Below are 25,407 nucleotides of genomic sequence, written 5' to 3' on the forward strand. Positions count from 1 at the left end.
CGGGCGTCCCTCTGAACCCCTCTGAACGGACGCCCCCTCCGAACGGGATCGTCTCATCCCTCGTCGTCCGCTGGGATCGCGGGTACGGCGGCGGCGATGGTGGTGCCGTGGCCCGGTTCTGACTCGATCTCCAGGGTGCCGCCGACGCTGCGGAGTCGTTGGCGCATGCCGTCCAGGCCGAAGCCGTCAGCGGGCTCCTGCGGGGAGAAGCCGGCTCCGTCATCCCGGATGTCGAGAAGGACGTTTTCGTCCGTGTACGACAGGGTGAGCGCCGTCCTGGTGGCTCTGGCGTGCTTGGCGACGTTGGCCAGTGCCTCCTGAGCCACGCGGAAGAGGGCGGTCTCCACGTCTGCGGACAGGGCGACCGGGGTGCCGGTGATCTCGAGCCGGAGTTCCACGCCGGCCGCCTCGGCCCACGATCGGGCCATGTGGCCGATCGCCTCCGGCAGCCTGGCGTCCTCCAGCGGCCGGGGGCGCAGCGCGCGTACGGATCTGCGGGTCTCTGCCAGGCCGCGACGGGCGAGTTCGGCGGCGCGGTCGAGGTGACCGCGGCGGGACTCGTCCCGGGTGGCGCGGCCGGCGGCGTCGAGCTGGCCGATCAGCGCCACGAGGTCCTGCGCGACCGTGTCGTGGATCTCGCCGGCCACGCGGTGCCGCTCGTCGAGCACGCCCGCGCGCCTGGCCTGGTCGAGGAGCCTGGCGTTGAGGTCGGCGTTCTCGTCCATGGCGGTGCGCAGCCGCTGGACCAGGCGGCGGCGCTTGTCGTGCTCGGCGGAGACGTACCAGCCGGCCACGATCAGCGGCAGGGCGACGCCGGCGATCACGGTGAGCAGGGCCGTGCGGTCTCCAGGGGCGGACTGGGCGGCCACGTTGACGATGGCGGTGACCGTCACGCCGGCCATGACCAGCCGGGCGGGGAGCAGGGCGATGGCGAGCGGGTAGCCGACCGAGGCGAACAGGATGAAGGCCGCGTTCTCGGCGGTCAGCGCGCCGGCGAGGGCGATGAGGACGAGGTAGTGGGCCACGACGAGCACGCTTCGGGTGTCGCGGCGGGGGTGGAGCCAGGCGATCGGGGCCAGCCATACGGCGGCGGCCACGGCGAGTACGGGCCAGGGCAGGCCGGTGATCAGCGAAACGATCCCCGTGGCGGGTCCCGCATCAGGTCCTGTGGTGGGTTCCGAAGCAGGCCCGGTGGTGGGGTCGGTCAGCCAGGTGAGGATCGGGTCGGCCAAGCTGCGCAGCGCGGCGGGGCCGCGCCCCTCGATGAGGGCGGCGGCGATCGAGGAGACCGCGAGCAGGGCGTAGGCGAGTCCCAGGAAGGCCCAGCGTTCGCGGCCGTCGAGCCGGCTCATGGGGTCCAGCCTGGCACGGCATCCACCGATCGGTTGATGTCCGGCGTCAACCGCTTCTCCGTCCGGGCGGGCGATGTGGGGCGACCCTGGCCTCGGCGAGCATCGAGGCATGAACGAACTGACCCGCAGAACCGCCTTCCAGCTCGCCGCCGCCGGAGCCGCCGGCACAGCCGGTGCAGTCACCGCAGCCGGGGTCGCCGGCGCCGCCAGGCGGAAGGAGGTGACCACGTTCGTCTTCGTGACCGGCTCGAACGGCGTGGCCACCGGGGACTCGGAGCTGTCGCTGCGCGGCCACCGCACCGTGGGCGTGAGCCTGCCGGGGCACGGCCCCGAGGAGCAGCTCCACCGGGCCTACCAGGCCCCGCAGGACCTGGCGAAGCTCGCCGCGCTCCCCTCCCCGATGGCCGGGGTGACGCTGGACGACTACGTGGAGGCCACGGTGGACGTCGTGCGCCGGGTCTCCCGGTACGGCCCGGTCATCCTCGTGGGCGGCAGCCTGGGCGGCTCGACGATCACCAAGGCGGCCGACGAGGTGCCCGACCTGATCGACCGCCTGGTCTACGTGGGCGCCTACTGCTGCACGAAGCTGAGCTCGCCGGCCGCGTACCTGGAGACGCCGGAGGGCAGGACGAGCCTCGGGAGCGCCATCCTGCCGGGTGTCATCGGTGATCCGCGGGTGCTCAAGGCGATCCGGATCAACTGGCGTACCAACGACAAGAAGTTCCTGGACGGCGCCAAGGCGGCGTTCATGGCAGAGGGGACCGACGGGGAGTTTCTCGCGATGCTCAACTCGTCGCTGCCGGACGAGAGCCTGCAGGTCTCCAGCGCGGACGCCCGGGGCCGCAAGGACGCCTGGGGGCGGGTGCGGCGGGTGTATGTCAAGCAGACGCTGGACCGGGTGATCCCGCCGGCCCTGCAGGATCGCATGATCAGGGAGGCGGACGAGGCGACGCCGGAGAACAGGTTCAAGGTCTTCACGGTGGAGGGCCCGCACGCGCCGACCCACCGGACCTATCGGCAGATCACCGAAATCCTCGACCGGCTGGCGAAATGAAAAAACGGACGCCTCCATGAGGAGACATCCGTTAAATGCTGGGGTACCAGGACTCGAACCTAGACTAACTGAACCAGAATCAGTCGTGCTGCCAATTACACCATACCCCACCGTTGCGATCTCCTCGCGGAGCGCGCTTGGCGACGTCCGAAAGAATAGCCCAGCTCGGGGGGTAAGACCAAAACGATTGCTGAACCCGCGCTCCGCCGCGTCAGGGAGGCACTCGGTCGTGCCAAGCTGAAGGGGACAAAACACCACGTGGAGGAGCCCGAGCGTTGGCCGAGAATCCGTTCTTCGCACCAAGCGACCTGCCGTACGAGCTGCCCCCCTTCGCGGACGTCCGCGAAGAGCACTACCTGCCGGCGTTCCAGCGCGGCATGGCCGAGCAGCTGGCCGAGGTCGACGCGATCGCGAGCGGCACGGAGCCGCCGACGTTCGCCAACACGATCGCCGCGCTGGAGCGATCCGGCCGGATCCTCGACCGCACGGCCACGGTCTTCTTCAGCATCGCCGCGTCCGACTCGACCGACGGCATCATGGAGATCGAGAAGGAGATCTCTCCCCAGCTGACCCGGCACAGCGACGCCATCCGGCTGAACCGGGCGCTGTGGGCCCGGATCAAACAGGTGACCACCGAGGACGCCGAGGAGTCGTGGCTGCTGGAGAAGTACCGCGACGACTTCATCAGGGCCGGGGCCGACCTGTCCGAGCCGGAGCAGGAGCGGCTGCGCGCGCTCAACGAGGAGCTGTCGAAGCTCTCCACGGAGTTCGCGCAGAGCCTGCTGAAGGCGTCCACCGAGTCGGCGCTGGTGGTGACCGACCCGAAGGAGCTCGACGGCTTCGACGAGGCCAGGATCGAGTCGCTGCGCAAGGACGACGGCACGTACGTCCTGCCGCTGCTGAACTACACCGCCCAGCCCGGCCTGGCCCAGCTGACCGACCGTGACGTGCGCCGCCGGCTGTACGAGCTGAGTGTCGGCCGGGCGCCCGGCAACTTCGACCTGGCGGCCAGAATGGCGATGCTGCGGGCCGAGCGGGCGGCGCTGCTCGGGTTCCCCAGCCACGCGGCCTACTCGGTGGCCGACCAGACGGCCAAGACCGTCGAGGCGGTCGAGGAGATGCTCGGCCAGCTCGTCGGCCCCGCCGTGCGCAACGCCAAGAAGGAGGCCGAGGCGCTGGCGGAGCAGGCCGGGTTCGCGATCGAGCCGTGGGACTGGTCCTACTACTCCGAGAAGGTGCGCCAGGCCCGCTACGAGTTCGACGGCTCCGCGATGCGGCCGTACTTCGAGCTGAACCGGGTCTACCGCGACGGCGTGTTCTTCGCGGCCACCAAGCTGTACGGGATCACCTTCGCCGAGCGGCCCGACCTGGGCGGCTACCACCCCGACGTGACCGTGTTCGAGGTGTTCGAGGAGGACGGGAGCCGGCTGGGGCTGTTCGTGCTCGACCCGTACGCCAGGGACAGCAAGCGCGGCGGCGCGTGGATGAACAACCTGGTCGACCAGTCGTTCCTGTTCGGGCTGCGGCCGGTGGTGATGAACAATCTCAACGTCACCAAGCCGGCCTCCGGGCCGACGCTGCTGACGTACGACGAGGTGAACACGGCCTTCCACGAGTTCGGCCACGCGCTGCACGGGCTGTTCTCGCAGGTGCGCTACCCGCGCGTGTCGGGCACCAGCGTGCCGCGCGACTTCGTCGAGTACCCGTCGCAGGTCAACGAGATGTGGGTGACCTGGCCGGAGATCCTGGCCAACTACGCCAAGCACCACGAGACGGGCGAGCCGATGCCCGCCGAGCTGGTGGAGAAGCTGCAGGCGGCCGAGAAGTTCAACCAGGGCTTCCAGACCGTCGAATACCTGGCCGCGACGCTGCTCGACTGGGCCTGGCACAAGCTGGCCCCGGGAGAGATCGTGGCCGACCCCGAGGCGTTCGAGGCGACCGCCCTGGAGGCCGCCCAGATCGCCTTCCCGCTGGTCAGGCCGCGCTACCGGACCAACTACTTCGCGCACATCTTCTCCGGGGGCTACAGCGCCGGCTACTACTCCTACATCTGGAGTGAGGTGCTCGACGCGGAGAGCGTGGAGTGGTTCAAGGAGAACGGCGGGCTCACCAGGGAGAACGGCGACCACTTCCGCCGCGAGCTGCTCTCCCGGGGCGGCAGCATCGACCCGCTGACGGCCTTCCGCAACTTCCGGGGGCGCGAGGCGAGCATCCAGCCGCTGCTCGCCCGCCGCGGCCTCATCTGAATCCTGTACGGCCTCAGCTGGTCCTTCGCCGGCCTCAGCTGAACCGGTCGACGTGTTCGGCGGCCCACTGCGCGAACGTGCGCGGTGGCCGCCCCGTCACCTGCTCGACCGTGGGCGTGACCCGGTAGGCGTCCGCGGGCACGTTGCCGAAGACCTCGATCTGGAACTCGATCATCTCCTCCGGCACGCCCTGCGCGCGGTAGCGCTCGCGCATCTCGTCCACGGTGAGCTCGACGAAGGCGATCTCGCGGCCGATCGCCTCTGACAGGATCCTGACCTTGGCCGGCACGTCGAGCAGCTCGGGGCCGGTGAGGCCGTAGGAGTGGCCGCGGTGGCCGTCCTCGGTGAGGGCGGTGGCGACGACGGCGCCGATGTCGGCCTCGTGCACCATCGCGGTCCTGGTGGCGCCGAACGGCTCCTCGACCACGCCCCGCGTACGCACCGGCTCGGCCCAGGCCAGGGCGTTGGCCATGAACTCGGTCGGCTGCACGTACGTCCAGTCCAGGTCGCTCCCGATCACGGCCGGCTCCAGCGTGCCCGCCGACCAGCCGCTGAGCAGCGTCACCTTGCGCACGCCCGCGTCCCGGACCAGCTCGACGATCTCCCGGCAGTTCTGGAGCGGCGCGTACGCGGAGTCGGCGACGTCGATCAGGTGCACGCCCGTGACGCCTTGGAGGGCGGGGACGAGGGTGTCGGTACGGCCGAGGTCACCCCGCACGACCTCGACCTCCCGGGGCAGCCGGGCCCTGCCGGGTCCCGGGTCAGGGCGCGTACCCGGTGGCCGGCCCGCAGGAGGTGGGCGACGACGTGCCTGCCTACGGAGCCGGTGGCTCCCGTCACCAAGTAAGTCAAGACGGTGACGTCAGGAGCCATCGCGGAACGTCTGGTTCCGCGATGGCTCGGCGATCGAAAGTCAGCCGCGCAGGCGGGCCAGGGCGGCGCGCAGGCGGTCCTGGGCGCGCTCGCGGCCCAGCACCTCGATCGACTCGAACAGCGGCAGGCCGACCGTCCGGCCGGTGATCGCCACCCGCACCGGGGCCTGGGCCTTGCCGAGCTTGAGCCCGTGGGCCGTGCCGACCTCCTCCAGCGCCTCCTTGAGCGACTCCGGGTCCCAGCTGACGGCCTCGAGGCGCTCGAGGTAGCCGGAGAGGATCTCCTCCGGGGCGTTCTTCATCGCCTTGTCCCAGGACGCCTGGTCGAAGACCGGCTCGTCCAGGAAGAGGAAGTCGACGTTCTGCCGGATCTCCGACAGCACCGCGATGCGGGTCTGGGCCAGCGCCGCGACCTTGCTGAACAGCTCGTGGTCCCAGGAAGGATCGAGGTAGGAGGCGCAGCGCTCCTCGAACGTCTCCAGCGGCAGCGCCCGGATGTATTCGCCGTTGAACGCGCGCAGCTTCTTCTCGTCGAAGAACGCGTTGGACGGGTTGACGTCCTCCAGCCTGAACAGCGGCACCATCTCCGACCACGGCAGGATCTCGCGGTCCTCGCCAGGGCCCCAGCCGAGCAGCATGAGGTAGTTGACCATGGCCTCGGGCAGGTAGCCCTCCGCGCGGTAGTCCTCCAGCGCCACCTTGTCGCGGCGCTTGGACAGCTTCTTGCGCTGCTCGTTGACGATCACCGGCAGGTGCGCCCAGACCGGCGGGGTCGCGCCCAGCGCGGGCCAGAGCAGCTCCTGTCTGGCGGCGTTGGGCAGGTGCTCCTCGCCGCGCGCCACGTGGGTGATGCCCTGGGTGATGTCGTCGACGGCGTTGGCCAGCACGTAGAGGGGCGAGCCGTCGCTGCGCGCGATGACGAAGTCCTCCTGCGCGTTGTTGGGGAACTCCACCCGGCCGCGCACGAGGTCCTCGACCACCGTGACGCCCTCGTCGGGCGTGCGGAACCGGACGGCGCCCGCGCTCAGCCCGCGCTCGCGGCAGTGGCCGTCGTAGCCCTTGTCCTTCGAGCCGGTGCGCTCCTGGACCTGCTCGCGGGTGCAGTCGCAGTAGTAGGCCTTGCCGTCGGCCAGCAGCTTGGCCACGGCCTCGCGGTGCTGCGGCTCGTAGGCCGACTGGAAGTAGGGGCCCTCGAAGACCGGGTTGGTGCCGTTGATGCCGATCCAGTCGAGCGCCGAGATGATGCCCTCGGTCCACTCGGGCCGGTTGCGGGTGGCATCGGTGTCCTCGATGCGCAGGATGAACCGCCCCTTGGACTGCTCGGCCACAGCCCAGTTGAACAGCGCGGCGCGGGCGCTGCCCACGTGGAACATGCCGGTTGGTGACGGGGCGAACCGCACCCGTACGTCAGTCACGGGAGACCACCTTGTTCGTGAGTGTGCCGATGCCTTCGATGCCGACGCTGACCTCGTCGCCGATCTCGAGCGGGCCCACGCCCGCCGGGGTGCCGGTCAGGATGACGTCGCCGGGGATCAGCGTCATGACCGCGCTGACGTGGGCGACCAGCGCGGGGATGTCGTGGATGAGCTGGCTCGTGCGTCCGCTCTGCCGGATCTCGCCGTTGACCGTGGTCGTCAGCGCCAGGTCGCTCGCGTCGAGGTCGGTCTGGATCCACGGCCCGAGCGGGCAGAACGTGTCGAACCCCTTGGCCCGGGTGAACTGCACGTCCTTCTTCTGCAGGTCGCGCGCCGTGACGTCGTTGGCGCACGTGTAGCCGAAGATGACGTCCTTGACCCGCTCGACCGGCACCTCCCGGCAGAGCCTGCCGATCACCACGGCCAGCTCGCCCTCGTAGTCGACGCGGTCGGACAGCGACGTGGGGTAGGCGATGTTCTCGCCGTGGCCGATGACCGTGGTGGACGGCTTCATGAAGATGAGCGGCTCCTCGGGCACCTCGTTGCCCAGCTCGGCCGCGTGCTCGGCGTAGTTTCTGCCGATGGCGACCACCTTGCTCGGCAACATCGGGGCCAGCAGCTTCACCTGGGACAGCGGGAACCGCTCGCCCGTGAACTGCACCTGGCCGAACGGGTGGCCGGAGACCGTGGAGATGAACTCCTCGCCGGGGCCGCCCTCGACCACGCCGAACGAGACGCCTTCGCCTGTGGAGAACCTCGCTATACGCACCCGACAAGGCTATCGCCGCCGCCGGAACGGTCCGCCCACCTCTGGCACCCCCTGCCCCGGACAAGTCAGGAACCGTCCATTAATGGACCTAGAGTCCGTTTTGTTAGGCTTCAGTCGTTTAGCAGCGGTTATCTGCCTTCTAGTGAGACATCTAGGGGGTGACGGATCGTGTCGGACACGATGTCTAATCGGCCCACGGGAGCCGGTGCGACGGGAACCGTGCCACGGGCCAGGACCCAGGAGGGCGCCGGCTCGGCGACCTCGCTGGTCACGGACAAGGGCACCACGAGCATCGACGACGGGGTCGTCGCCAAGATCGCCGGGCTGGCGGCCCGGGAGGTGTCCGGCGTGTACGCCATGGGCGCGGGCGCGGCGCGGGCGCTCGGCAGCATGCGCGGCATCGTCGGCGGGGACCCGAGCGTCTCCCAGGGCGTGACGGTCGAGGTGGGCGAGCGGCAGGCCGCCGTCGATCTCGATCTGGTGGCCGAGTACGGGACCGCGATCCCGGACCTGGCCGCCGCCGTGCGGAAGAACGTGATCGGGGCGGTCGAGCGGATGTGCGGCCTCGAGGTGACCGAGGTCAACATCCGGGTGGACGACGTCCACCTGCCCGACCAGGACAGAGACAGAGATCGGGGGCACGACGGGCAGAGGACGGACGCGGGGCAGGAGCCCCGGGTCCAATGACAGGCGGCCCGGCCGACGCCGGCGCCCACCCCGGCGCCGGGGGGCCGTCCCATGTCGGGGGGCCGTCCCACGCCGGGGGGCGGTCTCGCGCCGGAGGGCCGTCCCACACTGGGAGGCGGTCTCGCGCCGGTGGGCCGGGCGGGGCCGTGGGTGAGGCGCGGCTGATCGCCGAGCGGGCGCGGGGGTGTCCGGGGGTGGCCGGGCTGTCCGGCGGGCCGTTCGGGACGGTGGCCACGTACCTGCCGGGCGAGCGGGTTACGGGCGTGTCCGTGGACGAGCGCGAGGTGGAGATCGCCATCGTCGCGACGCTGGCCCGCCCGCTGCCGGAGACCGCCGAGGGCGTCCGGCGGGCCGTGGCGGACCTGGCCGGGGACCGCCCGGTCAACGTGCGCATCGACGACATCATCGACGGCGCCATCGACATCGTGGAGGGATCATGAACAACATCCAGTGGACGCCGCTGATCGGGATGGCCGTCGGCATCGTGCTCGGGCTGGTCGGGGCGTTCGGCGGGCTGGGCCCGTTCCTGCTCGTCCTCGTGCTCGGCGCGATCGGCTTCCTGGTCGGACGCATCGCCGAGACCGGCGAGGTCAACCTGTCGGGCCTGTCCGTGAGGCGGAAATGACCGCCCTGTCCACGGTTCCCGCGCAGCGCCCCGCTCCCCTGCCGGCTCCTGAGGGACGCGGGCGCACCGAGGTCGCCGACCGGGTGGTCACGAAGATCGCCTGCTGTGCCGCCAGGGAGGTGCCCGAGGTGCGTGAGGTGAACCTGCGCGCGCTGCCGTGGGCGCCCGCGTCGAGCGGCGAGGTGCACGGCGGGCAGGCCGTGGTCCGGCTCAACGTACGCGTGGCCTACCCGGCGCCGCTGCGCGCGGTGGCGGGGCGGCTCAGGGAGCACGTGATGCGGCGCGTCGCCCTCCAGACCGGCCTGCGCGTCACCCGCCTGGACATCACCATGACCGACCTGGACGTCACCACGTCCGGACGAGGCGTCGTCCCCACCGGCCGGGAGTTGCCATGAGCGCGCAGGAGGTGTGCGCGGTGCCGCCCGAGCCGTCGGGCGCGCATCGGGCCGTGGTCGAGCCGCCGCGTTCGAGGGCCGCCGACCGGGCCGCGATGCGGGCGTTCCGGCCCCAGCGGAGGACGCCGGCGATCATCGTCGCCGCCCTGCTCGCGCTGCTCGGCCTGCTCGTGGCCGCCGAGACGATCTCGGCGCTGGCCGGCCGGCCGCTGCGCTGGATCCCGTACGACGGCCTGCTGTCCTGGGCCTCCTCGACGCTGTGGTCGGACCCGCTGGTCCTGCTGGGCTCGCTGGTGGTGACGCTGGTGGGGCTGGCCCTGCTGCTGACCGCGCTGGTGCCGGGGCGGCCGAGCATGGTGCCGGTACGCAGCGGCGACCCGGACCTGATCATCGGCCTGCGCCCGAAGAGCGTCACCCGGGCCCTGGCGCACGCGGCCGAGGAGGTGCCCGGCGTGCGCTCGGCCCGGGCCACCCTGCGCGGCCACACGGTCGCCGTCACGCCCACCACGTACGGGCACGACCCCGACAGATTCGGCCAGGACGTACGCGGTGCCGTGCTGGCCCGGCTGGCCGGGCTGGACCTCGTGGAGCCGTACCGGGTGGCGGTGAACGTGAAGGAGCGGACGCGATGAACAGGAGGACGGGCCGGGGCAACCGGTGGGGGCTGGCCCTGGTCGGCCTGGTGCTGACGCTCCTGGGAGGCTCCGCCCTGGCCCGCGGCCTGGGCGCGTTCTCGCAGGACTGGGCCGCCGCGCGGACCCCGGTCGTGGACGGCAACGTGGTGGGGTTCTTCGCCCGCAACAGCCCCTGGATCTGGTGGCTGGCGGCCCTGGTTTCCCTGGTCGTCGCGCTGCTGGCGTTGCGCTGGCTGTTCGCGCAGGGACGCAGGCAGACGCGCAGGACGCTGCGCGTCGAGGACGGCCCGACCGGCGTCACGGAGGTGTCGGCGGGCGGCATGGCGCAGGCGGTGGCCGCCGACGTGGAGTCGAGCCCCGCCGTGCTGAGCGCCGACGCGAACCTGGTGGGCCCGCAAACCCGCCCCGAGGTACGGCTGCGCGTGGTCGCCGACGAGTCGGTGCCGATGGGCGAGCTCAGCCGGCACCTCTCCACGGTGGCGCTGCCGCACATGCGGGACGCGCTGGACCGGGATCAGGTCCCGGCGGTGGCCCGCGTTAGCCTGGAGCCCGCACCTTCACCGCACCGAGCCGTGCGCTGACGAGAGGGGTCCTCTGTTGTCCGTCGTGAAGATCAACGTGCTGACCGTGCCCGCCGGGATGCGCGAGGAGCTCGAGAAGCGCTTCTCCAACCGGGCCGGGATGGTCGAGTCGGCCGACGGGTTCGAGTGGTTCGAGCTGCTGCGGCCGGTGGAGGGCACCGAGCGCTACCTCGTCTACACGCGCTGGCGCAGCGAGGCGGACTTCCAGAAGTGGCAGGAGGGCGAGGCCTTCCGGCGCGGCCACGCGCAGGCCGCCCAGGCCGCCGGCGCCCAGGGTCACGGGCACGGGCAGGGGCCCGCGGCGACGGGCTCGGAGGTGTGGACCTTCGAGGTCGCCGAGAGCACCGGCCCCAAGGAGTAGCGGCCTCAGCCGTCGAGCGGGTTGCGCAGGATGCGGTCGACGATGCCGTTGCGGACGAACGCGGCCGCGAAGCTCGACTCCTTGCGCGCGCCCTGGTCGGCGATGCACACGCTGAACTCCTTGACGATGTCCAGCCGCGGATGGCGCTCCAGCACCTCCTCCCGCACGAGGGCGGGGAGCTCGTCGGTGCGGCGGCCGGAGATGTCCATGCCGGTCGAGAGCTCCAGCAGGTGGCCTTCGGGGTCCTCCTCCAGCGGGACCTCCTCCCACATGTGCCTGATGATCACCTCGCAGGCGCGTGACCGCCGCTCGGGCGACCAGCCGGCCCCGGCGCAGAACGCCCAGGCCACGTGCCCCCCGGCCTCCTCGTAGGGCACCGTGTGGCTGTCGAACTCGGGCACCAGCCCGATGTCGTGCAGCATGGCCGACACGTACAGCAGCTCCGCGTCGAACGCGATGCCGTTGCCCTGCGCGTACGCCGCCGCCCACAGGTAGGCGCGGATCGAGTGGTTGAGCAGCGAAGGCGTGTGGTAGCGGGTGGCCACCTCGAGCGCGCCGCGGCAGGCGGGCGTGTCGGGGATCACCAGGTCGTCGAATCTCACGTGTACCAGCATGTCGCGGCGGACACGCGCTCGCCAGCCGGGGTGCGGCACAGCATCGGGCGGCTAACGAATCGGGAACTCAACTTGACCAGTTGATCGCGATTCCGAAAGCATGTCCCGCCCTCGTCTTTTTGTCCCGGAAGGAACTGGCGTGCGCCGGCTCGCGATCCCTCTTGCCCTCACGCTCGCACTCGGCGCTTTCGTGAGCCCCGCGCAGGCCGACAAGGTGGCCCGCACCGCCGAGTGCCAGGGCGACTGGCTGCCCGGCACGCCGACGGCCGAGGACGTCATGAAGGGCGAGATCTCGCTGGTGGGGCTGCCGGCGTACAAGCTTGGCAAAGACATCAACTGGGACGCGAGCCCGTACAAGAACCGGTCGTGGGAGTTCGTGTTCCAGTCGCTGCGCTGGATGGGCACCCTCGTCGTCGAGTACGAGAACACCGGCGAGCGCCGCTACCTCGACCGCGCCACCGAGATCGCCAAGGACTGGGTGGCCGGCAACAAGTACGGCGCCCGCGGCACGCAGCCGTACGTCTGGAAGGACCACCCGGTCTCGCTGCGCACGCAGCCGCTGCTCTGCCTGAGCAGGCACGTGAACGAGGGCTGGCTCAAGGACAGCCTGGCCGTGCACGCCAAGCTCCTCTCGGACGCCCGCCTGTACAAGAAGGGCCACAACCACGGCATCGACCAGGACATCGCGCTCATGGGCATCGGCTGCCGGTACGGCCGCAAGGACTGGGCGAACCTGGCCTCCAGCCGGTTGACCGGCACGGTGAAGCTGGACGTGGACGCGCAGGGCGCGCTGATGGAGCAGGCCCCCCGCTACGCCGTCTACGTGTACGGCCGGCTCCAGGTCGCCATGACCAACATGAAGGCGTGCGACCGCAAGGTGCCCGGTGAGATCGCCGAGCGCGCGGAGGCCCTCAAGGACTTCATCGCCCACTCGACCATGCCCAACGGCTACATGGTGCCCATCGGCGACGGCAGCGCCGAGACCGAGCCGAAGATGGACACGGGCACCCCGAAGGAGGAGGTCAGGGCCTACCGGGCCGGGTACGTCTTCGGGCGCACCGCGTGGGGCAAGCCCGAGTCGGCCTACTACTCGATCCGGTTCGGGCCGGGCATGAAGTTCCACGGTCACGAGGACCACCTGGGCGTGACGTACTACGCGCAGGGGCGCGACATCCTGGTGGACGGCGGGTTCCACTCCTACGAGAAGAGCTCCTACCGCTACTGGACGCTCTCGCCCGAGGCGCACAACGTGCCGACCGTGGTGGGGGCCGGGTTCAGGCCGCGCACGGCCAGCAAGCTCGTCGAGACCGACTACGGCAAGGACCGGCAGGCGTTCAAGCTGACCGACAAGGCGTACGGGGTGAGCCGTACCAGGTCGGTGCTGGTGAACCACGGCGAGGACCTGATGGCGGTGCTGGACACCGCGTCGGGCGGCAAGAAGGTCCGGAACGTGTGGCGGTTCGCCCCGTCGCTCAAGGTCGTCTCCAAGGGCGGCGGCAAGGTGGTCCTGGCGGACGGGAAGTTCAAGGTCACGCTGCTGCAGCTAACGTCGTGCGACCGGGCCGGCGGGCAGAAGGTGGAGCGGGGCGGCAAGCTGGGCTGGGTGTCGCCGACGTACCTGTCGAAGCAGGCGACCAACGTGGTGGTGTCCCCGGCGGCGAAGTCGCTGCTGACGATCGTCGTGCCGGGGACGGACTCGCCCAAGGTGTCGTGCTCGGGCGGGAAGGTCACGGTGGACGGCGTGACCTTCTCCGCCGGGCTGATCTAGCCGCAGTCCCGGCCGGCGCGGAGCAGGCCGTACGTGACCGCCTGCTCCAGGGCCTGCCACGACGCGTCGATGATGTTCTCCGCCACCCCGACCGTGGCCCACTCCGTGGTCTCGTCGCTGGAGGTGATGAGGACCCTGGTGATGGCGTCGGTGCCGTGCGTGCCCTCGAGTATGCGGACCTTGTAGTCCACCAGCTCCAGCTTCGCCAGCTCGGGGTAGAGCTTCTCCAGCGCCAGGCGGACGGCCTTGTCCAGGGCGTTCACCGGGCCGTTGCCCTCGCCGGTGGCCACGATGCGCTCGCCCTTGGCGTGCAGCTTGACCGTGGCCTCGCTGACCAGCTCGCCGCCCTTCGTGCGCTCCACGATGACGCGCCAGGACTCGACCTCGAAGTGGCGCCTGCGCTCGCCCTCGACGGTGTCGCGCAGCAGCAGCTCGAAGGAGGCGTCGGCGGCCTCGAACGTGAAGCCCCTCGACTCCAGGTCCTTGACCCGCTCCACGAGCGTCTTGGTGTGCTCGGGGGTCAGCTCGTAGCCCAGCTCGCGGCCCTTGAGCTCCACCGACGCGCGGCCCGCCATGTCGGAGACCAGCATGCGCATGTCGTTGCCCACCTGGGCGGGGTCGATGTGCTGGTAGAGGTTGGGGTCGACCTTGATGGCGCTGGCGTGCAGGCCGGCCTTGTGGGCGAAGGCGGACATGCCGACGTAGGGGGCGTGGGAGTTGGGGGTGACGTTGGTGACCTCGGTGATCGCGTGGGCGATGCGGGTCATGTCGGCCAGCGCGCCCTGGGGCACGAGGTCGAAGCCGCGCTTGAGCTGCAGGTTCGCCACGACCGTGAAGAGGTTGGCGTTGCCCGAGCGCTCGCCGTAGCCGTTGGCGCAGCCCTGTACGTGCGTGGCGCCCGCCTTGACGGCGGCCAGCGTGTTGGCCACGGCGCAGCCCGTGTCGTCGTGGCAGTGGATGCCGACCCGGGCGCTGGTGCGTACGGCGTCGAGGACGATCTCGGCCAGCTCGTCGGGGAGCATGCCGCCGTTCGTGTCGCACAGGGCGATGACGTCGGCCCCGGCTTCGGCCGCGGTCCTGAGGACCTCCAGCGCGTAGGCTGGGTTGGACTTGTAACCGTCGAAGAAGTGCTCGGCGTCGAGGAAGACTCGCTGTCCCTCCGCACGGAGGTGGGAGACCGTGTCGCGGATCATCGCGAGGTTCTCCTGGAGAGTCGTGCGGAGGGCCAGCTCCACGTGCCGGTCGTGACTCTTGGCGACAAGGGTCACGATCGGCGCGCCGGATTCGCGCAACGCGGCTACCAATGGGTCGTCGGCTGCCTTGACACCTGCCCGGCGGGTCGCGCCGAACGCGGCTAGTTGCGCGTGCTTCAGATCGAGCTCTGTTCGAGCTCGTCTGAAGAACTCTGTGTCCTTGGGGTTGGCGCCCGGCCAGCCCCCTTCGATGAAGCCGACGCCCAGGCTGTCCAGGTGACGCGCGACGGCGAGCTTGTCGGCGACCGTGAGGTTGAGTCCCTCTTGTTGTGCGCCGTCACGCAGCGTCGTGTCGTATACGTGGAAGCGGTCGTCGGCCATGAGTCTCTCTTCTCTCTGGAAGAAGGTTTGTGGTGTCCGGGAAAACAAAAAGACCCCTCACGGACGTGAGAGGTCTGCGCGCTGGCGGTGTCCCTGTGTCAGCCAGCGCGCCTGCCGATAATGAGCAGACCGTAGAACATGGTGCCGCCCAGTCTGCCACATGAATTCACCATTCGGCACACCGGTCTCACGTCCTGGGACACCGCACGTCACACCTGGGCCTCAGACCTGGACCCCGTCGCCTCCCGTGATGGCCTGCTCGAGCGCCACCGGGTCGAACGCCTCGTTGCCCAGCAACCGCCCGTCGAGCAGCACGGTCGGCGTGCCCTCCAGCCGGATCTTGGCCGTCTCCGCCACGTGCGCCTTCGCGTACGACTGCGACGTCACGCACGAGTCCACCGAGGCCCCGGCCTTCCTGGCGGCCTTGGCCAGCTCCTCGACGGTGAACCCGGAGGCCTCGCCGTGCGGCGCGGGCTGCATGGCGTACACCTCGTCCCTGAACGTCAGCCAGTTCGCCTCCGGGACGCAGCGGGCGGCCGCCGCGGCGCGGATGGAGTTGGAGCGCATGGGCTCGTCCTGGAAGATCGTCACGGCGTGGAAGACGACCTTGACCTTCCCCTCCCGCGCCAGCTTCTGGATCGTGCCGTCCACCTTGGCATGCATGTCCTTGCAAATGGGACAGTCGAAGTCCTCGAACACGTCCAGCACGGGAGCCTCGCTCGCCAGGTCGGCCAGGATCATCGAACCGTCCGCCTGCCGGGTCAGCGTCACCCCCTCGGACGACACACCGGTCCCCGAGAAGAACGACAGCGCCCCGAGCACGACGATCGCCACGAACGCCGCCGCCACCGCCATCAACCGCTTCATCATCAGCCCACTCTCACCTCGTCGATCGCGCAGACCCTATCCGAAGGGGAAACAATGGCCGCATGAAGGCATACCTCCTTGACTCTGCCGTAGCGAGATACGTGTTCGAGCACACCACTCCGCCCGACCCCCTGCTGGAGCAGCTGGAGAAGGAGACGGCCGAGATCGCGGGCGAGAACGCGGCCATGCAGATCTCCCCCGACCAGGGCCGATTCCTCACCATGATCACGCAGCTCATGGCGCCCCAGGTGGTCGTGGAGGTGGGCACGTTCACCGGATACTCGTCCGTGTGCATCGCCCGCGGGCTGTCCGGCGGCACCCTGCACTGCTTCGACATCAGCGAGCGGTGGACGTCCGTGGCCCGCCGCTACTGGCACGAGGCGGGGGTGGCCGACCGGGTGACGCTCACGATCGGGCCCGCCAAGGAGACGCTCGCCACCTTCGACCAGACGGTCGACCTGGCCTTCATCGACGCCGACAAGGGCAGCTACCCCGCCTACTACGAGCTGCTGATGGACCGGCTGCGGCCGGGCGGGCTGCTGCTGGCGGACAACACGCTGCGCAGGGGCTGGGTGGCCGACCCGGCGCACGAGGAGACCACGACGGTCGAGATACGGCAGTTCAACGACCTGGTGATCGCGGATCCCCGGGTGAGCGTGCTCATGCTGCCCGTGGCCGACGGGATGACGATGATCAGGAAGAACTAGCGCGGGCCCTCGGGGCGGGCCTGCCGCCCCGAGGGAACACGATCAGACGATCTTGTGGATCCAGTTGTGGGCGTCGGGGCGGGCGCCGTACTGGATGCCCACCAGCTCCTCGCGCACCCGCATGGTGACCGGGCCGGGCGTGCCGTCGGCGACGGTCCAGGAGCGGTCGGCGCCCTTCACCACGCCCACCGGCGTCACGACGGCGGCCGTGCCGCACGCGAACACCTCCGTGAGCTCGCCCGACTCGCACGCGGACTGCCACTCGTCCACCGAGACGAGGCGCTCCTCGGTCTCCAGGCCCAGGTCGCCGGCCAGCTCCAGGATGGACTCCCTGGTGATGCCGGGCAGCAGCGTGCCGGTGAGCTCGGGGGTGACGAGCTTGTTGCCGAAGACGAAGAACAGGTTCATCCCGCCCATCTCCTCGACGTACTTGTGCTCGCCCGCGTCCAGCCACACCACCTGGTCGCAGCCGTTCTCCACCGCCTGCCGCTGCGCGACGAACGCCGCGGCGTAGTTGCCGCCGCACTTGGCGAAGCCGGTGCCGCCCGGGGCGGCCCGCGTGTACTCGGTGGACAGCCAGACGGAGACGGGCTTGATCCCGCCGGTGAAGTAGGAGGCCGCCGGCGAGGCGATGACCATGTACTTGTACGTCTTCGACGGGTAGTTGACCCCGAGCCCCGCCTGGGTGGCGATCATGAAGGGGCGCAGGTAGAGGCTGTGACCCTCGGTGGTGGGCACCCACTCCTTGTCGGTCTCGACGAGGAGCTCGAGCGAGTCGACGAACGTCTCCTCGGGCAGCTCGGGCATGGCCATGCGCAGCGCCGAGCGGTTGAAGCGGGAGGCGTTCGCGTACGGGCGGAACGTCACGATCGAGCCGCTGATCTGGCGGTAGGCCTTCAGGCCCTCGAACAGCTCCTGCGCGTAGTGGAAGACCGAGGTGGCCGGGTCGAGCGAGAGCGGCCCGTACGGCATGAGTCGGGCGTCGTGCCAGCCCTGCCCCTCGGTGTAGTCGATCGAGATCATGTGATCCGTGAAGGTCTGCCCGAAACCGGGGTTCGCCAGTACCTGCTCCCGCTCGGCCGCGGTGCGAGCGTGGTCGGATAGCTGCACGTCGAAGCTGAGCTTCTGAGCGATGGTCATGACGGAGGTCCTTCTCTCTGCGATCTACCGAAATCTACCGGAATCTGCCCACTGTCTGCGGATCTGCGAGCCGGTGGCGGTGAGCGGCCGTGGCCGGGAGGGCAGTCCGTACTTCCTATTGTCTCGCCATATGGGATGGCAAGCGGCCAATGGGGGTGATAAGCCCATTCCACGACCGGAACGCGGACGCGAAAAAGCGCCTGGCGAGTCCTCTCGGACCGCCAGGCGCTGTTTCGGGGCTAGGCGGTCCTAGCCGGATACTCGCGCGGTGATGTCGTCGCCGATCTCGGTCGTGGTGCGGCCGGCCCAGCCGGCGAGGCGCTCCACGATGTCGTCGGCGACCGCCTGCTCGACCCTGGCCGCCTCGGCGTGCAGGCCCAGGTGGTCGAGGAGCATGGCGACGGACAGGATGGTCGCGGTGGGGTCGGCCTTGCCCTGGCCGGCGATGTCGGGCGCGCTGCCGTGGACCGGCTCGAACATGCTGGGCGTGGTCCGCTCAGGGTTGATGTTGCCGCTGGCGGCCAGGCCGATGCCGCCCGCGACGGCCGCGCCGAGGTCGGTGATGATGTCGCCGAACAGGTTGTCGGTGACGACCACGTCGAAGCGCTCCGGCTGGGTGACGAAGAACATCGAGGCCGCGTCGATGTGGCTGTAGTCGGTGGTGACCTCGGGGTATTCCTCGGCCACCCGGTTGACCGTGCGCTGCCACAGGTCGCCGGCGTAGGTGAGGACGTTGGTCTTGTGGACGAGGGTCAGCTTCCTGCGCGGCCGCGACTTGGCCTTCTCGAACGCGTAACGCACCACGCGCTCGACACCGTGGGCGGTGTTGAGCGACTCCTGGGTGGCGATCTCGTGCGGCGTGCCGCGCCGCATGGTGCCACCGGTGCCGGCGTAGAGGCCCTCGGTGCCCTCGCGGACGACGATCATGTCGATGTCCTCGGCGGGCGTGTCGGCCAGCGGGGTCTCGACCCCGGGGAACAGCTTGACCGGCCGCAGGTTGACGTAGTGGTCGAACTCGAACCGGAGCCGCAGCAGCAGGTCGCGCTCAAGGACGCCCGGCGGCACGCTGGGGTCGCCGATGGCGCCGAGCAGGATCGCGTCGTAGCCGCGCAGCTCGTCGAGCACCGCGTCCGGCAGCGTCTCGCCGGTGCGGTGATAGCGTGCGGCGCCCAGGTCGTAGTGCGTGGGCTCGATCTTCGTGCCTACGGCCTCCAGGACCTTGAGTCCTTCGGCCACGACCTCGGTGCCGATGCCATCCCCGGGGATGACGGCCAAGCGGATGTTACGCGACTCCATGGGCGGTACCTTACCGGCTCGTCTCGTCTGACGAACACATCATCTCATTTTTCGGACGTCCGGTTTTGAGGCATTTGCGACCTTTTGACCGTTTCGTTAGAGTCCGTCTGGCCTAATCCACGCAGCCGCTGCGTGGAGCCGGGGACCCAACTTTCCCCCAGGGGCGAATCGGCACCGCCGTAGGGCCGTCTTCCAGGCCCGAGCCCGTCAGCTAACCCGGTCGGCCGCATGGAAGGACAGTGTTCTGTCTCGCATCGCCATTGCCCTGGCGGCCGGTGTCGCCGGGCTCATCCTGGCCACCCCAGCCGCCCAGGCCGCCACCGACGGACCCCGGGCCACCACGGACAAAGACACCACCACCCTGACCGGCGCCGAGATCAAGCGCATCCAGGAGGCGCAGGCCCCCACGCCCGCCTGGAAGATCGCCCTCGACTACGCCATGGACAAACGCGGCACCCCGTACGTCTGGGGCGGGACCAGCAGGAGCGGGTACGACTGCTCCGGGCTCATGCTCAGGTCCTACGAAGCCGCGGGCATCGAACTGCCGCGCACCGCCCGCGAACAGTACGGGGCATTTTCCAGGAAAATCGCATGGAACGATCTAGAGCCCGGTGACCTGGTGTTCTTCAGCAACCTGGGTCACGTGGGGATGATCTCGAAGCCCGGCTACATGGTGCATGCGCCGCGCACGGGCGACGTCGTGAAGGAGGAGAAGCTTTCGACCTGGCGCAGACAGGCGTTCGTGGGAGCGGTCCGGCCGGATCCCAAGGGCGTGCGCCAGTGGACCGAGGTGCTGAAGCAGCGCCGGTCCTCCGCCCCGGCCACGCTCACCGCCACCCTCTGAGAAGCCGAGAGCGGCCCCGCGAGCCCGGGGCCGCTCTCTTTCAGGTCGCCTCAGGGGCTCTCTTCCAGGTCGTCAGGGCACGATCGGGGCGGCCAGGCGCTCCACGAAGCAGGGGTTCGGGTACTGCTCGGCGAGGTCCAGCGGCTCGCCGTGGAAATGACCGTGGATCTGGACATCGACGGGGTCGAAGATCCGCGGGCACGGGACGTCCGGGCGGAACCGGATCTGGTCGAGGTCACCGCCGATCTCGCGCAGCCTGTCGCAGGCGGCGAACGGGTCGGGGTGGTTACCGTCGTCCGGGTCGCAGATCAGGACCCAGCGCTGGGCCACACCACCGTGGTACTTGGTGATGGTCAGCTCGGCCGCCTGCGCGTGGGCGGGAGCGGCGAGCAGGGCCGCGGTGGCCAGCGCGGGGACGGCGACGGCGACGGCGCGGCGGATCGCGGTCAGGGAAGCGTGCATGGGGGGAACCTCCTCATGGAATGGATACGCAGCGCGACGCTACCAGCACTCTCCGTATCCACAACGGCAGGTGTCCGTACCCCCTGTCCCAGGCGTAGCGTGGCGGCGGATCGACCACGACTTCACCGGGACGGGCATCGGACCCGGCGGCGCCAGGCCGTGGCGCTCAGCCGCCGTCGGTCAGCTGGTACGACGTGGGCTACTCGGAGGTCATCGAGCTGCGCGACAGGCTGTTCCCCGGGCGCGCAGGCCACGCCACGATCGGGTCATCGGTCACCGATCTGGCGTGGCTGGAGCGGGTCCCCGGCGACGCTCCCGCGCTGGTGGTCACCGAGGGCCTGCTCTACTACCTCGACCCGGCCGAGGGCGCCGCGCTGCCGCGGGCGATCGTGGAGCGCTTCCCGGGCCGGGCCTGTGGCGGTGAGCGCGTTCGACCTCGACGGATTCGACCGCCTGTCGATCACGCACCGCATCTCGGCCTGGATCGTCGGCGCCCTGCCGGCGATGAGGCGGACGGCCGTGTTCTACCGGCTGGAGTTCTGAGGGGCGCCGCCGTTGTCGCGGCGGTCCAGCGCGGTCTGGACGGCCTCGGCCGCCTCGTCGTCGTGGTCTTCGGCACGGTTCCAGGCATACATCTCGTACATGGGATTCATCTCTTCTCGCGGGCGCGTTCCAGAATTCCTGAAGGGGGAAGCCGGACTCCGGTCGCGAATCCGACCGGGCCTGATCTCGTGGTCCGGGTCACGGACCGGACGAAGGGACTTAGTGGCCGACGCCAACGCCGCTCTCCGCGGCGGGTCGTCGACCTGCCCTAACAGGCCCCGCCGCGGCAGGTAATGAGTACGAGAACCTGGCGCATTACCCGTCACAGTACCCGAGCATGCTGCTTGGATGTCCTACTATCTCGCATCGTGAGACGCAAGGGGGCCGTCACCCAAGACGGGTGACGGCCCCCGGCCGGTGTGGGAGGTCAGTCCTCCAGGTCCACCGAACGGCCGCTCTCGGCGCCGATCTCGGCCCCGATCTGCTCGACGACCTCGGCGGGGATGGCGGAGTCGACGGTCAGCGCGATGAGCGCCTTGCCGCCCTTGACGTCACGGGCCACCTGCATCGAGGCGATGTTGATGTTGTGCTCGCCGAGCAGCCTGCCCACCACGCCGACGATGCCGGGACGGTCGGTGTAGGTGTAGAAGCACAGGTGGGCCGTCGGCTCGATCTCCATCTCGTAGCCGTTGACCTCGACGATCTTGGTGATCTGGCGCGGCCCGGAGAGCGTGCCGGAGACCGAGACCGTACGGCCGTCGGCGAGCACGCCGCGCACGGTCACCACGTTGCGCCAGTCGGGGCTCTCGGAGCTGGTCACCAGCTCGACGGTGATGCCGCGGTCCTTGGCCAGCAGCGGGGCGTTGACGTAGGTGACCTGCTCCTCGATCACGTCGGCGAACACGCCCTTGAGGGCGGCCAGCTCGATCACCCGCACGTCCTGGGAGGCGATCTCGCCGCGCACCTCGACGTCGAGCTTGGTGGCGACCTCGCCGGCCAGCGCGGTGAAGACCCGGCCGAGCTTCTCGGCCAGCGGCAGGCCCGGCTTGACGTCCTCGGCGACCGCCCCGCCCTGGACGTTGACGGCGTCGGGCACGAACTCGCCCGCCAGCGCCAGCTTCACGCTCCGCGCGACCTGGGTGCCGGCCTTCTCCTGGGCCTCGTGCGTGGAGGCGCCCAGGTGCGGCGTGGCGACGACCTGGTCCAGCTCGAACAGCGGGCTGTCGGTGCACGGCTCCTTGGCGAACACGTCCAGGCCGGCTCCCGCGACCCGGCCCTCCTTGATCGCCGAGTAGAGCGCGCCCTCGTCCACGATCCCGCCGCGCGCGACGTTGACGATCCGGACGGACGGCTTGACCTGGTGCAGCTCCCGGTCGCCGATGAGCCCGAGCGTCTCCTTGGACTTGGGCAGGTGAACGGTGATGAAGTCGGCCTGCTTGAGCACCTCTTCGAGGCTGAGCAGCTTGACGCCCATCTGCGCGGCGCGGGCCGGCGGCAGGTAGGGGTCGTAGGCGATCAGCTCGACGCCGAACGGCTGCAGCCGCTGCGCCACGAGCTGGCCGATCTTGCCCAGGCCCAGGATGCCGACGACCTTCTCGTCGAGCTCGACACCGGTGTACTTGGAGCGCTTCCACTCCCCGTTCTTCAGCGCGGCGTGGGCCTGGGCCGTGTTGCGGGCGCTGGCCAGGATGAGGGCGATGGTCTGCTCGGCGGCGCTGGTGATGTTGGAGGTCGGCGCGTTGACGACCATGACACCGGCCTTGGTGGCCGCCTCGACGTCGACGTTGTCGAGGCCGACGCCGGCGCGCGCGACCACGCGCAGCTTGGGCGCCGCGGCGATGGCCTCGGCGTCGACCTGCGTGGCCGAGCGGACGATCAGCGCGTCCACCTCGGCGAGGGCGGGCAGCAGCTGGGAACGGTCGGCGCCGTCGGTGTGGCGGACCTCGAAATCAGCTCCGAGTACGGCGAGGCCAGCCTCGGACAGCTCCTCTGCGACCAGAACGACGGGCTTGTTCACTGGTGTGGATCCTTAAGGCACGGCGGGCTTGGGGGGGACACGTCCACGGATCCCCCCGGCGGTCCCACTGAGTCTATCCGGCGCTTGTGAACGCGTTCACGAGGGACTCACGATGTGAGACGAGGACCGCCGTACCCAGCGCTCGGCAAACTCATCCACTCTGCGCACATCTTTGTCTTGATCGGGAGATTTATTCGCCATTAGCCTGATAAGCCGTGGCCGACTACCTATGGTTCGTCATATGAGCATCGGGAATCCTGCGCTTGCCGACGTGCTCGCTCAGCATGGCACGCCGCACCGCCTGCTGGGCGCTCTTGCCGACGGTGGAGTCCTGGTGGCAGTGCGACCAGATCGTTCCGTCGTCCTGGGGACGACCCAGGCCGGTGACCGGGTGCTGCTCGGATACACCGGCCCCGCTACCTATGCCAGGCACCGCGGCAGCCATTCCCTGTCGGCCTGCGACGCCGACACCATCCTGGACATCCAGCGCGTCACCGGGGTGCGCGAGATCGTGATCGACGCGGCCGGACCAGCCGCCGCGGCCGTGCCGATCGACGATCTGCAGCGCTTCCTCACCACGACGCGCACGGGGCCCACGCCCGTCCTGTCGGGGGCGGTGCCCGCCGCCTACGCGACGGGGGCGATGGCCACCGTGTCGCGCGGTGCCGCGCTGGCCCAGGTGGCTCCCCCGGCTCCGGAGGCTCCCACGTTCCCCTGGGTGCCCGCGCCCAGGCCGCATCTGTCGGGGCCGATGCAGCAGGTGGACCCGGGCTACCGGCGGTGCACGCATCCGATCCTGCCCGCGCTGCGGCAGGCGATCGCGTACCTGCTCATGGACTTCCCGCTCGTGCACCACGTCTGGATCTCCGAGGCCCGCACGGCCTCCGGGGCGCCGGGGATCATGCTGCACGTGAAGGTGCACATGTCGGCCGCCGAGGACGTCGTACGCGACCTGCACCGCCTGGTACGCGCCCGGCTGCCGCAGTTCGCCGCCTCCGGGGCGCCGATCCTCATGGCCAGGGTGGCGGACGCGCGCAGCGAGCGGCGGATGATCGAGATCGGCGCCCACGTGGTCTGCGCGAACGTCAGCGACTGAGGGAGGGCCCGCGAAAGTGGGCCCTCCCGAACAAGCCCTCGCTCCGCTTCAATGAGGGCATGATCGCACCGGCGGTGCCCGCGACCACCGTCCCCAGGGGCGTGCGGGTCGGCTACGGGGTGGGCTCGTTCTGCACGGCCACGGTCAACGCCGTGCCCGGACTGCTCCTCCTGTACTACATGACGAACTTCCTGGCCGTGCCCGCGTGGCTGGCCGGGGTGGTGGTCACCGCGCCCAAGGTGTGGGACCTGGTGATCAACCCCCTGGTGGGGCGGTGGTCGGACCGGACCCGCTCGCGCATGGGTCCGCGGCGGCCGTGGATGCTGGCGGGCGCCTGCACGTTGCCGATCGCGTTCTTCCTGGTGTTCGCCGGCCCGCCGCTGACGGGCTACGCGGCCGCCGCGTACGTGGGCGTGTGCTTCCTGGCGACGGCGACGGCGTACGCGCTGTTCGAGGTGCCGTACAAGGCGATGCCCGGCGAGATGACGCACGACTACCACGAGCGCACGTCGCTGCTGCAGTGGCGGATGGTGTTCATCGGCGTGGCCACCGCCATCAGCGGCGTGCTCGCGCCGGCCATCGCCACCGGCGAGGGCGAGGACGGCACGCTGGGCAGCTACCGGGTGATGGCGCTGACGATCGCGGTCATCCTGCTGCTGGCCATGCTCGGCTCGTTCTTCGGCACGGCCCGCGCCCCCATGACCGGCGCCCCCGAGCCGGATCGCGGCGGGTGGCGTGAGCAGCTCGCCGCGATCAGGGGCAACCCGCCGTTCCTCTGGCTGACGGTGCTGGCCTGCACGCAGATGCTGGCCGTCAGCATGATGCTGGCCGCGGCGCCGTACTTCGCGACGTACACGCTCGGGTCGGCCGGGGCCACGCAGACGCTCTTCGCCGCGCTCGTCGGCCCGATCCTGCTGACGATGCCGCTGTGGGTGCGGCTGGCCAGGCGGTTCGACAAGCGCGGCGCGATGGTGCTGGCGGCGGCGCTGTTCGGGGCCGGAACGACGGCGGCCATGGCGACGCCGCTGTTCGGCCCGGTGTGGGCGCACGTGATGATCCTGCTGGTCGGCATCGGGTACGCGGGCGTGCAGCTCATGCAGTTCTCGATGCTCGCGGACGTGATCGCGGTGGACGCGGCGCGGACGGGCAAGCGGCGGGCCGGCGTGCTGACCGGGTTGTGGACGGCCATCGAGAGCGGGGTGAGCTCGTTCGGGGCGCTGATCTTCGGGGTGATCCTGTCCATCAGCGGCTTCATCGAGTCCGAGCCCAGCACGCCCGTCCAGCAGCCGGACAGCGCGGTGACCGCGGTCCTCATCGGGCAGACCGCGCTGCCCGCGGTGATCATCTTCGCGTCGGTGCTGATCACGCTGAAGTACCGCCTGCCGCCACCCGTCCCGCCGGTGCCGGACACGTCCGCGTGAACAGCCCCCGCCAGGGCGGCGGCGGGCCGGGCACGACGCATGCCTATCGCAACTGATCCGCGTATT

The 25,407-nt window shown here is 70.2% G+C and carries 27 protein-coding genes, 1 tRNA gene and 1 riboswitch; of the genes, 15 read left to right on the forward strand and 13 right to left on the reverse strand.

The window, feature by feature from the left end:
• Positions 1–53: 53 nt before the first annotated feature.
• Positions 54–1,352, reverse strand: a complete 1,299-nt coding sequence (locus tag ACBJ59_RS18205) for a sensor histidine kinase (RefSeq protein ID WP_375111381.1) — start codon at positions 1,350–1,352, stop codon at positions 54–56.
• Between the two features lie 109 nt (positions 1,353–1,461).
• Between ACBJ59_RS18205 and ACBJ59_RS18210 the strand changes: the two genes are divergently transcribed.
• Positions 1,462–2,406 (forward strand): alpha/beta hydrolase, encoded by a 945-nt coding sequence (locus ACBJ59_RS18210; RefSeq protein WP_375111382.1) that lies wholly within the window; start codon positions 1,462–1,464, stop codon positions 2,404–2,406.
• Positions 2,407–2,444: 38 nt separating this feature from the next.
• Here ACBJ59_RS18210 and ACBJ59_RS18215 read toward each other — a convergent pair.
• Positions 2,445–2,516 (reverse strand) — tRNA-Gln (locus tag ACBJ59_RS18215).
• A 165-nt stretch (positions 2,517–2,681) separates the two neighbouring features.
• Here ACBJ59_RS18215 and ACBJ59_RS18220 point away from each other — a divergent pair.
• On the forward strand, positions 2,682–4,652 hold the full coding sequence (locus tag ACBJ59_RS18220; protein ID WP_375111383.1) for a M3 family metallopeptidase: 1,971 nt from the start codon (positions 2,682–2,684) through the stop codon (positions 4,650–4,652).
• 34 nt (positions 4,653–4,686) lie between these two features.
• Here ACBJ59_RS18220 and ACBJ59_RS18225 read toward each other — a convergent pair whose 3' ends face one another.
• Genes ACBJ59_RS18225 through ACBJ59_RS18240 form a run of 4 tightly spaced genes read right to left on the reverse strand, consistent with a single transcriptional unit; the run spans position 4,687 to position 7,708 of the window.
• Positions 4,687–5,370 carry a hydroxylase gene (locus tag ACBJ59_RS18225; protein WP_375111384.1) on the reverse strand — a complete coding sequence of 228 codons (684 nt, stop codon included), beginning with the start codon at positions 5,368–5,370 and terminating at the stop codon, positions 4,687–4,689.
• Complete coding sequence (locus tag ACBJ59_RS18230) at positions 5,301–5,525, reverse strand: NmrA family NAD(P)-binding protein (protein WP_375111385.1); 225 nt, start codon at positions 5,523–5,525, stop codon at positions 5,301–5,303. The genes ACBJ59_RS18225 and ACBJ59_RS18230 overlap by 70 nt, the downstream gene beginning before the upstream one ends.
• Positions 5,526–5,565: 40 nt before the next feature.
• The gene (gene gltX / locus ACBJ59_RS18235; RefSeq protein WP_375111386.1) at positions 5,566–6,939 is read right to left on the reverse strand and encodes a glutamate--tRNA ligase; all 1,374 of its coding nucleotides are present in this window, start codon (positions 6,937–6,939) and stop codon (positions 5,566–5,568) included.
• Positions 6,932–7,708, reverse strand: coding sequence for a fumarylacetoacetate hydrolase family protein (locus ACBJ59_RS18240; RefSeq protein WP_375111387.1), 777 nt, complete (start codon positions 7,706–7,708; stop codon positions 6,932–6,934). Before ACBJ59_RS18240 ends, gltX begins: the two co-directional genes overlap by 8 nt.
• 180 nt (positions 7,709–7,888) lie before the next feature.
• Between ACBJ59_RS18240 and ACBJ59_RS18245 the strand changes: the two genes are divergently transcribed.
• From ACBJ59_RS18245 to ACBJ59_RS18275, 7 genes are all read left to right on the forward strand, one after another.
• Positions 7,889–8,395: an Asp23/Gls24 family envelope stress response protein gene (locus ACBJ59_RS18245; RefSeq protein WP_375111388.1), complete on the forward strand. Its 507-nt coding sequence runs from the start codon at positions 7,889–7,891 to the stop codon at positions 8,393–8,395.
• 146 nt (positions 8,396–8,541) lie between these two features.
• Complete coding sequence (locus ACBJ59_RS18250) at positions 8,542–8,835, forward strand: hypothetical protein (RefSeq protein ID WP_375111389.1); 294 nt, start codon at positions 8,542–8,544, stop codon at positions 8,833–8,835.
• The gene (locus ACBJ59_RS18255) at positions 8,832–9,020 is read left to right on the forward strand and encodes a hypothetical protein (protein WP_364117929.1); all 189 of its coding nucleotides are present in this window, start codon (positions 8,832–8,834) and stop codon (positions 9,018–9,020) included. The genes ACBJ59_RS18250 and ACBJ59_RS18255 overlap by 4 nt, the downstream gene beginning before the upstream one ends.
• Positions 9,017–9,415: an Asp23/Gls24 family envelope stress response protein gene (locus ACBJ59_RS18260; RefSeq protein WP_375111390.1), complete on the forward strand. Its 399-nt coding sequence runs from the start codon at positions 9,017–9,019 to the stop codon at positions 9,413–9,415. Before ACBJ59_RS18255 ends, ACBJ59_RS18260 begins: the two co-directional genes overlap by 4 nt.
• Positions 9,412–10,047: a DUF6286 domain-containing protein gene (locus ACBJ59_RS18265; protein ID WP_375111391.1), complete on the forward strand. Its 636-nt coding sequence runs from the start codon at positions 9,412–9,414 to the stop codon at positions 10,045–10,047. Before ACBJ59_RS18260 ends, ACBJ59_RS18265 begins: the two co-directional genes overlap by 4 nt.
• A complete protein-coding gene (locus tag ACBJ59_RS18270; protein WP_375111392.1) occupies positions 10,044–10,631 on the forward strand; it encodes an alkaline shock response membrane anchor protein AmaP in 588 nt (195 codons plus the stop codon). Before ACBJ59_RS18265 ends, ACBJ59_RS18270 begins: the two co-directional genes overlap by 4 nt.
• Before the next feature lie 16 nt (positions 10,632–10,647).
• On the forward strand, positions 10,648–10,992 hold the full coding sequence (locus tag ACBJ59_RS18275) for an antibiotic biosynthesis monooxygenase (protein ID WP_364117921.1): 345 nt from the start codon (positions 10,648–10,650) through the stop codon (positions 10,990–10,992).
• A 5-nt stretch (positions 10,993–10,997) separates the two neighbouring features.
• Here the strand turns inward: ACBJ59_RS18275 and ACBJ59_RS18280 are convergent, their stop codons facing one another.
• On the reverse strand, positions 10,998–11,594 hold the full coding sequence (locus tag ACBJ59_RS18280; protein WP_375111393.1) for an HD domain-containing protein: 597 nt from the start codon (positions 11,592–11,594) through the stop codon (positions 10,998–11,000).
• A 151-nt stretch (positions 11,595–11,745) separates the two neighbouring features.
• On the opposite strand from ACBJ59_RS18280, the gene ACBJ59_RS18285 reads away from it, so the two are divergent.
• The gene (locus ACBJ59_RS18285) at positions 11,746–13,374 is read left to right on the forward strand and encodes a heparinase II/III family protein (RefSeq protein ID WP_375111394.1); all 1,629 of its coding nucleotides are present in this window, start codon (positions 11,746–11,748) and stop codon (positions 13,372–13,374) included.
• Here ACBJ59_RS18285 and cimA read toward each other — a convergent pair.
• Both cimA and ACBJ59_RS18295 read right to left on the reverse strand, forming a co-directional pair.
• Positions 13,371–14,948 (reverse strand): citramalate synthase, encoded by a 1,578-nt coding sequence (cimA, locus tag ACBJ59_RS18290; protein ID WP_375111395.1) that lies wholly within the window; start codon positions 14,946–14,948, stop codon positions 13,371–13,373. The two genes, ACBJ59_RS18285 and cimA, sit on opposite strands and share 4 nt — an antisense overlap.
• 222 nt (positions 14,949–15,170) lie before the next feature.
• Positions 15,171–15,818, reverse strand: coding sequence for a DsbA family protein (locus tag ACBJ59_RS18295; protein ID WP_375111396.1), 648 nt, complete (start codon positions 15,816–15,818; stop codon positions 15,171–15,173).
• Positions 15,819–15,877: 59 nt separating this feature from the next.
• On the opposite strand from ACBJ59_RS18295, the gene ACBJ59_RS18300 reads away from it, so the two are divergent.
• Positions 15,878–16,522, forward strand: coding sequence for an O-methyltransferase (locus tag ACBJ59_RS18300; RefSeq protein WP_375111397.1), 645 nt, complete (start codon positions 15,878–15,880; stop codon positions 16,520–16,522).
• Between the two features lie 42 nt (positions 16,523–16,564).
• Here ACBJ59_RS18300 and ACBJ59_RS18305 read toward each other — a convergent pair whose 3' ends face one another.
• Together ACBJ59_RS18305 and ACBJ59_RS18310 are read right to left on the reverse strand one after the other, a co-directional pair.
• Positions 16,565–17,662: a branched-chain amino acid aminotransferase gene (locus ACBJ59_RS18305; protein WP_375111398.1), complete on the reverse strand. Its 1,098-nt coding sequence runs from the start codon at positions 17,660–17,662 to the stop codon at positions 16,565–16,567.
• Positions 17,663–17,911: 249 nt separating this feature from the next.
• Positions 17,912–18,958: a 3-isopropylmalate dehydrogenase gene (locus tag ACBJ59_RS18310; protein WP_375111399.1), complete on the reverse strand. Its 1,047-nt coding sequence runs from the start codon at positions 18,956–18,958 to the stop codon at positions 17,912–17,914.
• A 99-nt stretch (positions 18,959–19,057) separates the two neighbouring features.
• Positions 19,058–19,199, forward strand: a riboswitch (cyclic di-AMP (ydaO/yuaA leader).
• A 198-nt stretch (positions 19,200–19,397) separates the two neighbouring features.
• On the opposite strand from ACBJ59_RS18310, the gene ACBJ59_RS18315 reads away from it, so the two are divergent.
• Positions 19,398–19,802, forward strand: a complete 405-nt coding sequence (locus tag ACBJ59_RS18315) for a C40 family peptidase (protein WP_375111400.1) — start codon at positions 19,398–19,400, stop codon at positions 19,800–19,802.
• 72 nt (positions 19,803–19,874) lie between these two features.
• Here the strand turns inward: ACBJ59_RS18315 and ACBJ59_RS18320 are convergent, their stop codons facing one another.
• A complete protein-coding gene (locus ACBJ59_RS18320; protein WP_375111401.1) occupies positions 19,875–20,264 on the reverse strand; it encodes an SSI family serine proteinase inhibitor in 390 nt (129 codons plus the stop codon).
• Between the two features lie 420 nt (positions 20,265–20,684).
• On the opposite strand from ACBJ59_RS18320, the gene ACBJ59_RS18325 reads away from it, so the two are divergent.
• A complete protein-coding gene (locus tag ACBJ59_RS18325) occupies positions 20,685–20,807 on the forward strand; it encodes a hypothetical protein (RefSeq protein WP_375111402.1) in 123 nt (40 codons plus the stop codon).
• A 427-nt stretch (positions 20,808–21,234) separates the two neighbouring features.
• Here the strand turns inward: ACBJ59_RS18325 and serA are convergent, their stop codons facing one another.
• Complete coding sequence (serA, locus tag ACBJ59_RS18330) at positions 21,235–22,824, reverse strand: phosphoglycerate dehydrogenase (protein ID WP_375111403.1); 1,590 nt, start codon at positions 22,822–22,824, stop codon at positions 21,235–21,237.
• Between the two features lie 241 nt (positions 22,825–23,065).
• On the opposite strand from serA, the gene ACBJ59_RS18335 reads away from it, so the two are divergent.
• Entirely contained in the window at positions 23,066–23,920 is an 855-nt protein-coding gene (locus tag ACBJ59_RS18335) for a hypothetical protein (protein WP_364117899.1), read from the forward strand.
• Positions 23,921–23,979: 59 nt separating this feature from the next.
• Positions 23,980–25,341, forward strand: coding sequence for an MFS transporter (locus tag ACBJ59_RS18340; RefSeq protein ID WP_375111404.1), 1,362 nt, complete (start codon positions 23,980–23,982; stop codon positions 25,339–25,341).
• Positions 25,342–25,407 lie beyond the last annotated feature (66 nt).

It is taken from the genome of Nonomuraea sp. MTCD27, from assembly GCF_041950495.1.
In the GTDB taxonomy this organism is placed as follows: domain Bacteria; phylum Actinomycetota; class Actinomycetes; order Streptosporangiales; family Streptosporangiaceae; genus Nonomuraea.

What these genes read in the sequence shown, in the direction of transcription:
- ACBJ59_RS18320 (WP_375111401.1), bottom strand. Translation starts at nt 20,264, where the DNA reads ATGCACGCTTCCCTGACCGCGATCCGCCGCGCCGTCGCCGTCGCCGTC.
- ACBJ59_RS18270 (WP_375111392.1), top strand. Translation starts at nt 10,044, where the DNA reads ATGAACAGGAGGACGGGCCGGGGCAACCGGTGGGGGCTGGCCCTGGTC.
- cimA (WP_375111395.1), bottom strand. Translation starts at nt 14,948, where the DNA reads ATGGCCGACGACCGCTTCCACGTATACGACACGACGCTGCGTGACGGC.
- ACBJ59_RS18300 (WP_375111397.1), top strand. Translation starts at nt 15,878, where the DNA reads ATGAAGGCATACCTCCTTGACTCTGCCGTAGCGAGATACGTGTTCGAG.
- ACBJ59_RS18315 (WP_375111400.1), top strand. Translation starts at nt 19,398, where the DNA reads ATGGACAAACGCGGCACCCCGTACGTCTGGGGCGGGACCAGCAGGAGC.
- ACBJ59_RS18295 (WP_375111396.1), bottom strand. Translation starts at nt 15,818, where the DNA reads ATGATGAAGCGGTTGATGGCGGTGGCGGCGGCGTTCGTGGCGATCGTC.
- ACBJ59_RS18335 (WP_364117899.1), top strand. Translation starts at nt 23,066, where the DNA reads ATGAGCATCGGGAATCCTGCGCTTGCCGACGTGCTCGCTCAGCATGGC.
- ACBJ59_RS18340 (WP_375111404.1), top strand. Translation starts at nt 23,980, where the DNA reads ATGATCGCACCGGCGGTGCCCGCGACCACCGTCCCCAGGGGCGTGCGG.
- ACBJ59_RS18310 (WP_375111399.1), bottom strand. Translation starts at nt 18,958, where the DNA reads ATGGAGTCGCGTAACATCCGCTTGGCCGTCATCCCCGGGGATGGCATC.
- ACBJ59_RS18205 (WP_375111381.1), bottom strand. Translation starts at nt 1,352, where the DNA reads ATGAGCCGGCTCGACGGCCGCGAACGCTGGGCCTTCCTGGGACTCGCC.
- ACBJ59_RS18305 (WP_375111398.1), bottom strand. Translation starts at nt 17,662, where the DNA reads ATGACCATCGCTCAGAAGCTCAGCTTCGACGTGCAGCTATCCGACCAC.
- ACBJ59_RS18255 (WP_364117929.1), top strand. Translation starts at nt 8,832, where the DNA reads ATGAACAACATCCAGTGGACGCCGCTGATCGGGATGGCCGTCGGCATC.
- ACBJ59_RS18245 (WP_375111388.1), top strand. Translation starts at nt 7,889, where the DNA reads ATGTCTAATCGGCCCACGGGAGCCGGTGCGACGGGAACCGTGCCACGG.
- ACBJ59_RS18260 (WP_375111390.1), top strand. Translation starts at nt 9,017, where the DNA reads ATGACCGCCCTGTCCACGGTTCCCGCGCAGCGCCCCGCTCCCCTGCCG.
- ACBJ59_RS18230 (WP_375111385.1), bottom strand. Translation starts at nt 5,525, where the DNA reads ATGGCTCCTGACGTCACCGTCTTGACTTACTTGGTGACGGGAGCCACC.
- ACBJ59_RS18265 (WP_375111391.1), top strand. Translation starts at nt 9,412, where the DNA reads ATGAGCGCGCAGGAGGTGTGCGCGGTGCCGCCCGAGCCGTCGGGCGCG.
- ACBJ59_RS18210 (WP_375111382.1), top strand. Translation starts at nt 1,462, where the DNA reads ATGAACGAACTGACCCGCAGAACCGCCTTCCAGCTCGCCGCCGCCGGA.